Below are 12,482 nucleotides of genomic sequence, written 5' to 3'. Positions count from 1 at the left end.
ATCGAAACATAGTGTTTTTTTATAAAAATATTTGGCAATTTAGATTGCCTATGACAAGTGAGGTTTAGTATAATTTAACAAGAGTAGGCAATCACAAAAAATAAGACATACCTACTGTTGGTTGAATGTTCGTTCTGTTAGCCGGAAATGAGACCGTTTTCTTTTTTTTGCACTAAGTAAACAATCATTTCTTTAGTTAAAAGTAGTGGAAGTTAGTATTCCTTACGGACATAAAGGATTTAGGTGTTAATTTCAGCTCAAACAAGCTATAATTAAACTATTATTTAGAAGGAGGCAAATTATGCCCAACATTAAAATTGTAACCGATTCAACTGCAGGATTATCAGAGGATGAAATAAAAAAATTTAATATAACTGTCTTACCGTTAACCGTCCGTTTGAACGACGAAGCGTGGTTACCAACAAATGAAGCAGACTATGCGAAATTCATCAAAACAATGGAGGCCTCAAAAGTATTGCCGCAAACATCACAGCCCGCTATTGGGACGATGGTTGAAACGTTTGAACAACTAACAGCGGATGGCTCGGAAGTCATTGCGATTTCGTTGACGAAAAACCTAAGTGGCACAGTCGATACCTTCCGCCAGGCAGCTGAGATGGTCGACGGTGACATAACCGTGATTGATTCACAGTTTATTGCCCGTGGATTAGCTTTTCAAGTGCTCGAAGCAGCCGAATTAGCCCAACAAGGCGCAACAAAAGAGGCGATTATTAACCGCATTACCTTTATTGGTGAACATACACGTTTGTTTATCGTCGTCCTCAATTTAGATAACCTTGCAAAAGGTGGTCGTATCGGTAAAATGACATCAGCGATTGGTCACTTGCTGTCGATTAAGCTGATTGCGGAATTAACGGAAGATGGTCTTGAAGCCAAAGCGAAAGTCCGCAGTGAAAAACAAATACATAAGTTTTTCGAAAATCACTTTAAAGAAGTACCCGCAGCGGTTAAGTACTGTGACATGATGCATGCGATGAATGAAGAGTTAAGTGTTGCAGTTAGCAAAACAATTCAATCAATCAAACCACAAATTAAAGCAATTCCCCAATACTTTGCTGACCCGATTATTGCGAGTCATGCCGGCGCGGGTGCTTTTGCTGTGATGTATTGTACGGAATAGGAGCTAAGTAATGAAGAAGCGTGTCAAAGTAGTGAGTTTAATCATCATCATTATCGCCTTATTAGCAGGCGCATTTTACCTTTTAAAGGATGAAATATTGCCACAACCGCAAAAGCTTACCATTATCGGCTTAGGTGATTCACTGACCTTTGGTGTCGGTGCGACGGAAGGTCATAATTATTTAGCGCGGATAGAAGCTAAATTAGCGGCCGAAGCTGATATTGAGACAGTAACTGCTATTAATTATGGTGTTACTGGTAATACATCTACGCAAATTAACGGTCGTTTACACGAAGATAAACAATTGCAAAAAGATATAAAAAAAGCTGACATTGTCACAATTACTGCAGGTGGGAATGATTTGATGGGAGTCGTCAAAAAATCATTATTGCGTACAACGACTGATAGTTTTGATGGTGCGTTAAAGACGTACGAAACACAGGTGAGCGACATCATCGCGACGATTCGTAAAAAAAATCCAACAGCCCAAATTTATGTGTTAGGCATTTACAATCCCTTCACCCAAATTTTAGGTGATAATGCTGAAGCCAATGCTATTTTAGACAGCTGGAATGCAGCGTTAACAACAATTAGCAAGCAAAAGAACGTCACATTTGTACCAGTAGCGAAGGAATTTAAGGCAGCTGGGGCTGATTATATATCAACCGCGGATCAGTTCCATCCGAATGATGCAGGCTATGCACTGATGGCAAAGAAACTCTATGCTAAAATAAAAGAACAATAAGGGCGGAATGACAATGGCACGAACAACTAAACGCAGTAAAAAAACAAATGGTTGGAAAATTTTCAGCTTTATTCTGATTACGGTTATGATTATTCCTTGGATCGTGATTGCGGTGCAATTAACAGATGATTCGGCATACACACCCGAAAAAGCAGCGTTACCCACGAGTACACCAAAGGTAACAATGTACTTTTCACCAGCGGATTTAAATAAGGTGATTGCAGGCTACTTGAGTGCCAATACAAAGGACAGCTCGAAGTATCAGGTGACAGCTGCAGATGGTTATGTTTATTTTAAGACTAATTTTGAATTTTTAAAACAGGCCATCAATGTGACCTTAACCTTTAAACCAGAACTAGACGAGGCAGGAAATGTTATCCTTCATCAAGAAGGCATGGAATTAGGTAAGGTAAAACTGCCCGTAAGTCTTGTGATGAATGCTGTCAGTAAAAACTTTGATTTTCCGGAGTGGATTCACGTGCAAGGGGCTAAAAAACAAGTTTACCTCGCCTTGGATGAAATTGAATCGAAGACATTTCCGCGTTTAGCAATCGATTCGTTTGCATTTGAAGCTGAGCGGATTACAATAACATTATTACTACCAACAAATTAAGGGGGAATAAGGGATGGGAGCACAATTAGAAGTTGCAACATTTGCTGGCGGGTGTTTTTGGTGCATGGTTGAACCATTTGAAAACCAACCAGGGATTGAACAAGTCGTTTCGGGTTATACAGGGGGCCATGTGGTTAACCCAACCTACGAGCAAGTCTGTTCACAAACAACAGGACATACCGAAGCGGTACAAATAACGTTTGATCCAACGCTGTTTTCATACGAACAGCTACTCGAAGTATATTGGCAACAAACTGATCCAACCGATGCAATGGGCCAATTTGCTGACCGAGGCGATAGCTACCGTCCAGCGATTTTCTTCCATTCAGAGCAACAACAGCTTGCGGCTGAGCAGTCAAAAGTGGCCTTACAAGCAAGTCGCCGTTTTAAGAAAGAGATTGTAACGGCAATCTTACCAGCTGAACCCTTTTATGCTGCCGAAGATTATCATCAAGATTTCCATAAAAAGAATCCGGTTCGCTATCAACAATCACATATTGGCAGTGGACGCGTCGCCTTTATTCAACAAAACTGGGAGGGTTAATAATGGATGAACAACAAAAAGCACAACGTCTCCAACAGTTAACACCCTTACAACGTGAAGTGACACAGAATGCAGGCACCGAACGACCGTTTACACATGACTACAATCAGGTGAAAACGCCTGGTATTTATGTCGATATCGTCTCAGGCGAGCCACTTTTTTCAACCTTACATCAATATGATGCGGGGTGTGGGTGGCCAAGTTTCACTCAACCAATCAACAAGGCTGAGGTGACTGAAAAAATGGATGATAGTTTAGGTATGCGTCGTGTCGAAGTGCGTTCGCATACAGCTGATTCGCATTTAGGCCATGTTTTTCCTGATGGTCCGCAGGCAGCTGGTGGTTTACGCTACTGTATTAATGGGGCAGCCTTACAGTTTATTCCGTTTGACGAGTTAGAACAAAAAGGTTATTCCGCTTATAAACAAGCGTTTTTGAGTGAGTAAAGATAGGAGTAAGAGATGGCACGCACATTTTATCATTATTTAATGACTTATCGAGATCCAATTAAAAAAGACGCTGCAACCGAGTTTGCTAATGCAGCCTTTCGCGATCACGCTTTTCCGAAGCAAGAAAAAAATTACCACAACGTCAGTGACTACCTCGAAACAGAGGTTGATTACATCGAGTCACTGAGCTTGTTTGATGAAATTTGGGACCAATACATTTTAGATGAACATAAAAACAAGTAGCTTTGAGCTACAACAACTAAACTTTGGAGGTTATACAGATGAGTATTCATATCGAAGCAAAACAAGGTGAAATTGCTGAAACAGTTTTATTACCAGGAGATCCGTTACGTGCCAAATACATTGCCGACACATTTTTAGAAGATGTTGTGCAATACAATAGCGTGCGTAATATGTTTGGTTATACCGGCACATACAAGGGTAAACGTGTATCTGTTCAAGGATCAGGCATGGGGATTCCATCAATTTCAATCTATGCGAATGAGTTAATGATGGAATATGGCGTTAAAAACTTAATTCGTGTCGGTACGATGGGTGCCCTATCAACCGATGTACATGTCCGTGACGTTGTGTTAGCACAAGCGGCATCGACTGATTCACAAATCAATCGTAACACGTTCTCACGTGGCGTTGACTTTGCGCCAGTCGCCGACTTTGACTTACTGTACACTTCCTACCAAAAAGCGAAGGAAGCCGGCTTAAACGTCCGTGTGGGTAATATTTTCTCGGCTGATCGTTTTTACAACGCACAATTGGATAAACAACAATTAGCTGATTATGGAGTTCTTGGCATTGAAATGGAAGCGGCAGCACTTTATACGTTAGCTGCCCAGTACAATTGCCGTGCCTTAGCAATCCTGACCGTCAGCGACCACATCTTCCTAGACGAGGACACAACCTCTGAAGAACGCCAAACAACCTTTGTCGATATGATGAAAATCGCGTTAGATACAGCCGTCGAATTTTAACAAAAGCGGCTGAAACCGTTTCGAACAGCCACAAACTAAACAGCACTGTCAACTCGAGTTCGTTCGAGTCGTCAGTGCTGTTTTTTGCTAGCGAAGGGTGACAAGTGTTTCGATAGTTACACAACGTCCGGTTGATAAATAACAACGTACAGTTGAATTCGAAGCAGAGACAGGATGAGTGAGATTCAACTGACAAATCGGTGACAAAATATACTCGAAGGATACTTTTATCTACTTAGTATACTTCAACTCGTTTGATATTCCGTCACCTTCCCTTATAATTAAAGAAGGAGGTGAGTGTGATGGAGCAATTTCGCTGCGGAACAATCATTAAAACGCATCGTAAAAAACAGGGACTATCACAGGGGCAGTTGGCTGCTGCGATGGCAGTCACAAAAGGAGCCGTTTCCAAATGGGAAACCGGTCAATCCCTTCCCGATATAACATTATTACCAACATTAGCCAATTATTTTGGTGTCACAATTGATGCCTTGCTTGGATTTGACCCACAACTGAGCCAAGTCGAGATTCAAACGCTCTATCGTACCTATTGCCGCCAGTTTGCCACAGAACCATTACAGCAGGTGATGGCTGCTGTGCAACAAACGATTAGCAACTATTACGGTTGTATGCCGTTGTTGCTCCAACTCGGCATTTTAATCGTCAATCATGCGCCGTTGGCAAGCGAACCTACTGAGCAACAGCAGATGATTATGCAAGCACAGCAGTTATTCGAACGCGTTGAAAAGCATACGACAGAGGTAGCACTCTTACAACAAACTGAAATGATGTTAAGCTATTGTGCGATGGCTTTAGGTGAACCCGCAACAGCCTTAGCGCTTATTAAACCGAATCATCGTCTGATTTTACCGGTCGAAATTATCAAGGCGAATGCCCAATTGCGTTTAGGTCAGACCGAGGAAGCCTACGAAACGATACAAGTAAGTGCCTATCAGTACATCCTCAATTTTATTGGCCTTGTGCCAACCATGCTAACATTAGCTGCAAGCGACCGTGCTAAAGTGAAGCGAACAGTGACGACCGTTGAAGCGGTGAGCGCCACATTCGGACTGAACGAGATGCATCCTGCCATTATGCTGCCAATCTATGTAACAGCTGCCCAATCGTACGTTCGTCTTGAAGCGACCGACGACGCGTTAGCGGCACTGCAAAAATACGTGGCACTGGTCGAAACCATGCATTTTCCTTTGGAACTACAAGGGAATGACTTTTTTGATGGTATTAGCGACTGGTTGACAACCTTGGATTTAGGGACACAGGTTCCTCGTGATTCCGCCGTGATTAAGGCGAGTTTACTCGAGACGGTCCTGCAGTCACCGTTCGATACGCTTGCACACCGTGCTGATTATCAGCAGTTGATTTCCCAATTAAAACAGAAAGTGGAGGAATAAATAATGGCTCTCTTAATGCAATATCAAGCACTGTTAATTCCGTTTTTTATCGCCCAACTCGTCTTGATGGTGAGTGCCTTAGTGCATTTGTATAAGCAACCAGCTGTTCGTGGGTTGCCAAAATGGGCTTGGGTAGTGGTGATTGTTTTCATCAATTTCATCGGTCCGATTGTGTACTTCTTAATCGGTAAAAAAGAAGGTGGCTCATGTTAGAAGTTGTGGGCTTAAGCAAGTGTTTTAAAACAAAGACAGTTCTATCAAACGTAACGTTCACCATTCCAACCACAGGGATTCATGGGTTAATTGGAGCCAATGGCGCGGGTAAAACGACAACGATGAAGTTGCTGTTAGGGCTGCTTGCGCCAGATGAAGGGACGATTACCTTTAATGGAGAACGGGTAAAACCGCATCAGAATGCGATGACCCCTTCCATCGGTTATTTGCCGGATGTGCCACAATTTTACGGTTATCTGACGGCCGCTGAATATTTACTGCTCTGTGGTGAACTCGCGGGTCAATCACCCGCTGAACGAAACCAAACCACACAGACACTCTTGAAAAAAGTCGGCTTGGAGAAACAGGCAACCCAGCGAATTCAAGGGTTTTCGCGTGGGATGAAACAACGTTTAGGCATAGCCCAAGCGCTTGTGACACGACCGCAACTACTCATCTGTGATGAACCCACCTCCGCACTTGATCCTAAAGGACGACACGAGGTGCTCGCCTTATTGACTGAATTGAAACGAGAGATGGCCATCGTCTTATCCACGCATTTATTGCAAGATGCCGCGGCAATTTGCGACAGTGTGATGATGATGCACCAAGGCACGATTGTGTATGCGGGAACGTTGCCCGACTTATATGCCAACTACGAAACCGAAGCCGTGTTACTCGCCTGTCACACCGACGAAGCGGTTGCTACTTTAAGGCAATCTTTGGCTACCTGTGCTTGGGCTAAAAACATTAAACAGGTGGGAACGACACTTGAAGTGAATGTGAGCGCTTATGATCAAGTGTATCCGTTGCTGTTGCAACTGTTAATAACAGTCGGACTCCAACCCGATATTAGTCGGGTTGAACCACAGCTCGAGCAGATTTATTTGGAGGTGATACAATGAGAGGGTTTAAGGTGTTTTTCAAAAAAGAATGGCTGGAGCAGTGGCGCACAAAACGCACATTAATCGTCCTGATTGTTTTTTTTATCCTCGGCTTAATGGGTCCACTCATGGCTCTCATCACGCCCGAAATTTTAAAAAGCGTCGCGACGGAAGGCATGGTGATTACGTTACCGGAACCTAGTGCGAGTGATAGCTATGCACAGTTTTTTAATAATATGGGTCAAATGGGTCTCATTCTGTTCTTGCTGATGTTTAGCACTAGTCTGACAAAAGAGTATGAACAGGGCACCTTGCTTAACTTACTCACAAAAGGCTTAACGAAACAAGCAGCGCTGCTTGCCAAGTATGCCATTGTGTTCGTATTATGGTCGATTGCCTACCTAGTGGCAGTGACTGGTCATCTGTTTTATACCGCTTATTATTTCGAAACAGCCGCGTTGGTGCATGTCGGTTTAAGTCTCTTGATGATGTGGCTGTTTGGTGTGTTACTACTTACACTTTTAGTTACATTTGGTGCCTGTTTTAAACAGGCCTATGCCAGCCTAATCGGTGTAGGGCTATTTTTCGGTTTACTGTTGGTAGTCGGGTTGTTTCCTGTGATTGACAAGTATAATCCGTTGCATTTAGCGACCGCGGGTGTTGATCTGATACTAGGTAACAGCATCGCAATTAAGCGAATCGGTATCTTTGTTGTAACGCTGCTAGTGATGAGTGCCAGCGTGGTGAGCGGATTACAAATGATAAAGCGACGCTCATAAAAATAGTTTGACAGAAGCTCTAAGCTTACAAGTGTTGACATAGAACCGAAGGAGATAGCTGAGTAAACCAGAGAAACCGCTGTGAGCAAAGAAATCCGCTTGCAAGTATGCTCTGTTCTAAGCGTCTCGTGGCTTCAGTCATGAGAGGTTCAAATTATCGTTATTCTGTCAAAGGTTACTGTTGGTATTTGAAAGCAAGATAATACTAGGAAGACACGCAAGAGATGACTGATGTCATCTCTTTTTTTGTTCAACTTTAGTTTAACGAGGCAAACAGCACTGAAAGAAACAAGGCGATTAAATCAGCTCATGAATTGGACCAAGCAGGCGACCCTATGCCAAAGTCACGATCGAGCCTTTCATTCGTTTGATATAACGTTATTGCATCTCGCCTGAATTGAACAGCATGTTTTTTGATGAATGCGTTCTAACTAGACCTTCCTCACTGAATTGTTGCTATGTATAAGCCATCTTAGTAGCTGTTGCTCTTGTTTAATTCATCGTTATTTGCTAGTGCTGTGCTTCCTTGTTCATCAAGTCACTTTTTTACGCTTTTAATTCAGAGTCAACGTATTTTGGGGCATGAAAATAGCGCCCTCCAAATGTTAGCTTTTGGGTCTAACTTTTGGGGGGCGCTTCAGGTTTTAGTTGCTTGTTGTATTTTAGTTACTTCTTAATACTTTGAATTTAAACAATCATACCATTTAAACGTTAGTAAGAGCGAGCTGTAGTACAGTTAACTTATTGCTCTGTTTGTTTGATGATATTAAATTTTTTACCGATTGGTAAAAAGGTAAAGCCGAAGTGAGCGTTTAAAACAGCAGCACCACAGCCATATAATGATAAGATTGACACGGTGAATTCAGCCCAGGCTGCCAGTTGATGAAATAGTTCAGGCATTATACCAAGCGTCGATAAAGCTAAGCCAAGGTATAAGAAATTGATGACGAAGAAGATGAAAAAGAGCAGTTTATTCGTCTCTAAAGCGCCAATTGTCATAAATAAGGTAAAGACAAGGTAGCCGATAAACGCAAAACCGATCTGTTTCGCATCAAAGTCGGCTGCTAAATTTTGACCAAAGACGCCTGCTTGAATCATCCAAGTGAAACCAGTGCCAAGCCAGAATAACCCGTAAGCAAAAAAGGCAGTTGCACCGAAGACATTGTTGATTTTTGCATCATAAATACCAGCAATGACTTGTCCAAGTCCACCAAGAATTAATGCCCACGCAATCATTCCTGCATTATTTTCAGTCCATTCTAATTTTTGTGAAGAGGCAACGAGTGTCACAATCGCAAGGCTAAAGAGGCCGATTGCTGATGGATCCATCACGCTGTGTTTCTTTTCAATACTTTTCATTTCAAATCTCCTTTAGTGAAATATAACAACCTTCTCATAGTAACATTTAACTGACTGAAAATAAATAGGTATAGTCCGTTTAGTGCTATTTTATGTCTTTAATATGTTTTTTCGCTAAGCTAGTTCTAATTACGCAACTTGTGAACAGGAGTGACATGTATGTATAACCTTATTATGAAATATCCGCTGTACTATACGATGATTAATTTAGCCTTACTCACTTTTGTTCTTATTCATGCATCGAAACAGCCAAACAGTCGCTTTCTCCCAAAATGGGGCTGGCTTCTCATTATCCTCCTCATACAAATCATTGGTCCCATTCTTTATTTCATTTTTGGTGTCAATCGTCGTGCAAAGAATGCAAGAGATGAAGGGGACTACTGATGTTGTGTTTGGAGGAGGTTAGTAAGGGGTTTAAACAAAAACAACTGTTAAAAAAACTGTCGTTCACAGTGCCGAGCTCTGGCATCCATGGTTTTATTGGTGCTAACGGGGCAGGGAAGACGACCACTTTCAAACTGATTTTAGGTCTGTTACCCATCGAAGAAGGTGCGATTTATGTCGCTGGTGAACGGGTCATTTACGGTCAGACGAACAGGTCGCAAACGGTGGGGTATTTACCTGATGTGCCGTCATTTTATCCGTATATGACCGCCACCTCCTATCTGAAGCTCTGTGCTGCGATCGCACAGGTGCCACGCCAACAACAGGAGGACTTATGTGAGCGTTTACTGCAACAGGTCGGACTCGCGCAGGTTGGTCAGCAAAAAATTCGGAGCTATTCGCGGGGAATGAAACAACGACTCGGGATTGCACAAGCGCTAATCAATCGGCCGAAATTACTGCTCTGTGATGAACCGACCTCAGCGTTAGATCCCCAAGGTCGTAAGGAGGTGCATGAATTGTTAACCTCGCTAAAAGAGGAGATGACTATCGTGATGTCGACCCATTTGCTCAGTGATGCCGAACAGGTCTGTGATAGTATCATCATGCTTAATAACGGGGCGATTACGCTGTCCAATCGTTTGAGCACGATATACGAACGCTATCAGACGCAAGTAATCGTGCTAAACTTTACGAACACAACTAACGCTAAAGACTGCGCCGAGGCTCTAGACGCATCTGACTGGTGTGTGGTGACACAGCAATCAGAACAGGTGAGTCTTAACGTTGCCACAATTACGAGCGGCTACCCCCGTGTCATAGCCTGGTTGCATGGCCATCCTCAGTTCATGCCGGCCTTGACGATTGCGACACCAACACTCGAAGATATCTTCATGGAGGTGGTGCAATGAACGTCTTTTGGCCGTTTCTAGTCAAAGAATTATTAGAACCGATTCGTACAAAATACATCTGGCTCCTACTCGGTCTGTTTGGCTTCTGCGGTTGTTTAGGTGTGGGTGTACTCAAACTGACCGAATGGTCGGTCAGTGAAGAAGCAGGCGTGGCGGTGGATTTACCACCGCTGGGAGCACTCGATGCCTATGATCTCTTTTTGCAAAATCTCTATTTTATTGGGATTTTTTCACTGGCGCTCATTTTAGGAACAACGCTCACTCGCGAATACAAGCACGACACCTTAGTTAACTTAGTGACAAAGGGCTTGTCGAGGGAAGTGGTCATCCTTGCAAAAGACGCTGGTATGGTTGCCTATTTTGAAGTGGCCTTACTCTTAGCCTTTGGGATTAACCGGCTTTTCTTACGCTATTACTTTCCGACGGATACCTATGCGAATGAGTCGCTCAGTTTTGGGGCTGTTAGCTTGTATGGCATGCTCCTAATCGCCTTAATGATGATGGTCAGCGCATGGTTACGGAGTAGCTATGGCAGTTTTGTGGATGTGATGTTGTTTTAGTTTATCGCTGTTAGCTTCGTTCGATAAATTAGCGAAGTATCTGCCGCTCTGTTTAACCGATAATGCGAGTAAGATGCTCGCAGGCTCATTTAAGCTCAATACACTTTATCCACAACCGGTCTGATTGTCTTGTTCATCGCATCGGCACTGCTACTGTTTAAACGACAACAACTGTAAACACTAAAAAACACCGTCGGGACCTTTTGCAGTGGTCGCTGACGGTGTTTCGCTCTCAGTACGTTAATACTGGAGAAAACCTTGCTTTTGGGCAATTGCAAGCAGTTCATGACGTTTTTCGAAGCGACGGTCCATCGCACCTGCAATCTGGGTAGTGAAATGGTCGACCCGTTGATTGGCTGCCCTTAAATCATAATACTGATGCACCGCCTCATCGTAGTCGCTTAATTGCGTCACCAGGTTAGCCTGCTGCACGTAGCTATTTTCGAATACAACTTGATTGCGTGGTAAACGCGGTTTTAATTGTGGCGCTTGGTCTGGGTGACCAATGGCTAAACCAACAACAGGGAAGGTGTGGGCCGGTAACTCGAGTAAATCAATCACCGCTTGTGCATCGTTGTTCAGGCTACCTAAAAAAACCGTCCCTAAGTCGAGACTCTCGGCTGCGACAGTGGTTGTTTGGGCGGCAATCATTGCATCAGCCGTCGCGAATAAGAAGTAGTCCATCGAGCCGATAATGGCAGTCGACTTACCTTTTTCACTTGCGATTTGGGCGTTGCGGTGATGATCAGCCACAAATACGAGTAGCATCGCTGCGTCGGCAATGTAAGGTTGTTTTCCAATTGCTGCTAAGGCTGCTTTTTTTGCCGGATCGCTCACGTGAATAATCGAATACGACTGCATGAAACTACTGGTAGCCCCATGTTGTGCCACCTGTAGGAGACAATCCGTTTCGGCAGAACTAAGTGGTGTTGCCTTGAATTGACGAATACTGCGATGTTGCAATAACTGTTCAATCGTTGCGTTCATAATATCCCTCTTTCTTATGAGAATGATGTTGTTCATTCTATTATAACGTAAATTAGAGGCAACACTAAAGAAACGTTTTAACGTTATGTGACAACCGTTCATAAAAACAGCATGGCTGAATGTAAGCGATTGTCAAGCCTTACTCCGACTGGTATACTAATAAAGAAGTGAAGCCAATTGACGTGCGAAAGGAAGATTAAAATGAAGATTAATTTTGAAATTAAAAACTTGATTTCACCACGCGTACTGTTACAAACCCTCGTGTTTATGGTGCTCTATTACGTAATTGCCCAATACCAAGACAAATTCAGCTGGGGTTATTTTGCCCTCATCTCCTTTTTAGTTTGGTCAGTCTTCGGATTCACACCTAAAAAAGAGCGTCCAAAGAACACATCTAAATAACGATTTACGTGATGGCAATCACTCAAGGAATACTTGATGCAACGAACGGTAGCAACGCTTTTTTAGCATAATGTTGCCGTTTATATTATATTTTAGCTAGGAGCAGTGAT

17 protein-coding genes are annotated in these 12,482 nt (G+C 43.0%); 15 read left to right on the top strand and 2 right to left on the bottom strand.

Features of this window, described 5'->3' with window-relative positions; all coding sequences use genetic code 11:
- Positions 1-301 precede the first annotated feature (301 nt).
- The 11 genes from ACJYYY_RS07400 to ACJYYY_RS07350 all read left to right on the top strand — a co-directional run bounded on the left by ACJYYY_RS07400 (position 302) and on the right by ACJYYY_RS07350 (position 7,769).
- Positions 302-1,141, top strand: a complete 840-nt coding sequence (locus ACJYYY_RS07400; protein WP_035315364.1) for a DegV family protein — start codon at positions 302-304, stop codon at positions 1,139-1,141.
- A gap of 10 nt (positions 1,142-1,151) precedes the next feature.
- A complete protein-coding gene (locus ACJYYY_RS07395) occupies positions 1,152-1,886 on the top strand; it encodes a GDSL-type esterase/lipase family protein (protein ID WP_035315362.1) in 735 nt (244 codons plus the stop codon).
- A 13-nt stretch (positions 1,887-1,899) separates the two neighbouring features.
- On the top strand, positions 1,900-2,499 hold the full coding sequence (locus tag ACJYYY_RS07390; protein ID WP_035315361.1) for a YpmS family protein: 600 nt from the start codon (positions 1,900-1,902) through the stop codon (positions 2,497-2,499).
- A 13-nt stretch (positions 2,500-2,512) separates the two neighbouring features.
- Positions 2,513-3,043: a peptide-methionine (S)-S-oxide reductase MsrA gene (msrA, locus tag ACJYYY_RS07385; RefSeq protein ID WP_035315359.1), complete on the top strand. Its 531-nt coding sequence runs from the start codon at positions 2,513-2,515 to the stop codon at positions 3,041-3,043.
- A 2-nt stretch (positions 3,044-3,045) separates the two neighbouring features.
- A complete protein-coding gene (msrB, locus tag ACJYYY_RS07380) occupies positions 3,046-3,489 on the top strand; it encodes a peptide-methionine (R)-S-oxide reductase MsrB (RefSeq protein WP_035315357.1) in 444 nt (147 codons plus the stop codon).
- A 15-nt stretch (positions 3,490-3,504) separates the two neighbouring features.
- Positions 3,505-3,735, top strand: coding sequence for a YozE family protein (locus tag ACJYYY_RS07375; RefSeq protein WP_035315355.1), 231 nt, complete (start codon positions 3,505-3,507; stop codon positions 3,733-3,735).
- A 38-nt stretch (positions 3,736-3,773) separates the two neighbouring features.
- Positions 3,774-4,481: a purine-nucleoside phosphorylase gene (deoD, locus tag ACJYYY_RS07370; protein WP_035315354.1), complete on the top strand. Its 708-nt coding sequence runs from the start codon at positions 3,774-3,776 to the stop codon at positions 4,479-4,481.
- Positions 4,482-4,783: 302 nt separating this feature from the next.
- Entirely contained in the window at positions 4,784-5,893 is a 1,110-nt protein-coding gene (locus tag ACJYYY_RS07365) for a helix-turn-helix domain-containing protein (RefSeq protein ID WP_035315352.1), read from the top strand.
- Positions 5,894-5,896: 3 nt separating this feature from the next.
- Complete coding sequence (locus tag ACJYYY_RS07360; RefSeq protein ID WP_051457036.1) at positions 5,897-6,106, top strand: PLD nuclease N-terminal domain-containing protein; 210 nt, start codon at positions 5,897-5,899, stop codon at positions 6,104-6,106.
- The gene (locus tag ACJYYY_RS07355) at positions 6,100-7,011 is read left to right on the top strand and encodes an ABC transporter ATP-binding protein (RefSeq protein ID WP_035315350.1); all 912 of its coding nucleotides are present in this window, start codon (positions 6,100-6,102) and stop codon (positions 7,009-7,011) included. Before ACJYYY_RS07360 ends, ACJYYY_RS07355 begins: the two co-directional genes overlap by 7 nt.
- On the top strand, positions 7,008-7,769 hold the full coding sequence (locus tag ACJYYY_RS07350) for an ABC transporter permease subunit (RefSeq protein ID WP_408868783.1): 762 nt from the start codon (positions 7,008-7,010) through the stop codon (positions 7,767-7,769). Before ACJYYY_RS07355 ends, ACJYYY_RS07350 begins: the two co-directional genes overlap by 4 nt.
- A 741-nt stretch (positions 7,770-8,510) precedes the next feature.
- On the opposite strand, the gene ACJYYY_RS07345 is transcribed toward ACJYYY_RS07350, so the two are convergent.
- Positions 8,511-9,128 (bottom strand): acetate uptake transporter, encoded by a 618-nt coding sequence (locus tag ACJYYY_RS07345; RefSeq protein WP_035315348.1) that lies wholly within the window; start codon positions 9,126-9,128, stop codon positions 8,511-8,513.
- A 159-nt stretch (positions 9,129-9,287) separates the two neighbouring features.
- Here ACJYYY_RS07345 and ACJYYY_RS07340 point away from each other — a divergent pair, with 159 nt between their 5' ends.
- Genes ACJYYY_RS07340 through ACJYYY_RS07330 form a run of 3 tightly spaced genes read left to right on the top strand, consistent with a single transcriptional unit; the run spans position 9,288 to position 10,983 of the window.
- Entirely contained in the window at positions 9,288-9,512 is a 225-nt protein-coding gene (locus tag ACJYYY_RS07340) for a PLDc N-terminal domain-containing protein (RefSeq protein ID WP_035315346.1), read from the top strand.
- A complete protein-coding gene (locus ACJYYY_RS07335; protein WP_408868782.1) occupies positions 9,512-10,423 on the top strand; it encodes an ABC transporter ATP-binding protein in 912 nt (303 codons plus the stop codon). The genes ACJYYY_RS07340 and ACJYYY_RS07335 overlap by 1 nt, the downstream gene beginning before the upstream one ends.
- Positions 10,420-10,983, top strand: coding sequence for an ABC transporter permease subunit (locus ACJYYY_RS07330; protein WP_035315344.1), 564 nt, complete (start codon positions 10,420-10,422; stop codon positions 10,981-10,983). The genes ACJYYY_RS07335 and ACJYYY_RS07330 overlap by 4 nt, the downstream gene beginning before the upstream one ends.
- A gap of 240 nt (positions 10,984-11,223) precedes the next feature.
- Here ACJYYY_RS07330 and ACJYYY_RS07325 read toward each other — a convergent pair whose 3' ends face one another.
- A complete protein-coding gene (locus tag ACJYYY_RS07325; RefSeq protein ID WP_035315342.1) occupies positions 11,224-11,970 on the bottom strand; it encodes an NADPH-dependent oxidoreductase in 747 nt (248 codons plus the stop codon).
- Between the two features lie 201 nt (positions 11,971-12,171).
- Between ACJYYY_RS07325 and ACJYYY_RS07320 the strand changes: the two genes are divergently transcribed.
- Positions 12,172-12,372 carry a hypothetical protein gene (locus tag ACJYYY_RS07320; protein WP_035315340.1) on the top strand — a complete coding sequence of 67 codons (201 nt, stop codon included), beginning with the start codon at positions 12,172-12,174 and terminating at the stop codon, positions 12,370-12,372.
- Positions 12,373-12,482: the final 110 nt, after the last annotated feature.

This window comes from Brochothrix campestris (assembly GCF_046058945.1).
Classification (GTDB): domain Bacteria; phylum Bacillota; class Bacilli; order Lactobacillales; family Listeriaceae; genus Brochothrix; species Brochothrix campestris.
The sequence above is the reverse complement of the archived record's forward strand: the minus strand, read 5'-3'. Positions and strand labels throughout refer to the sequence as shown.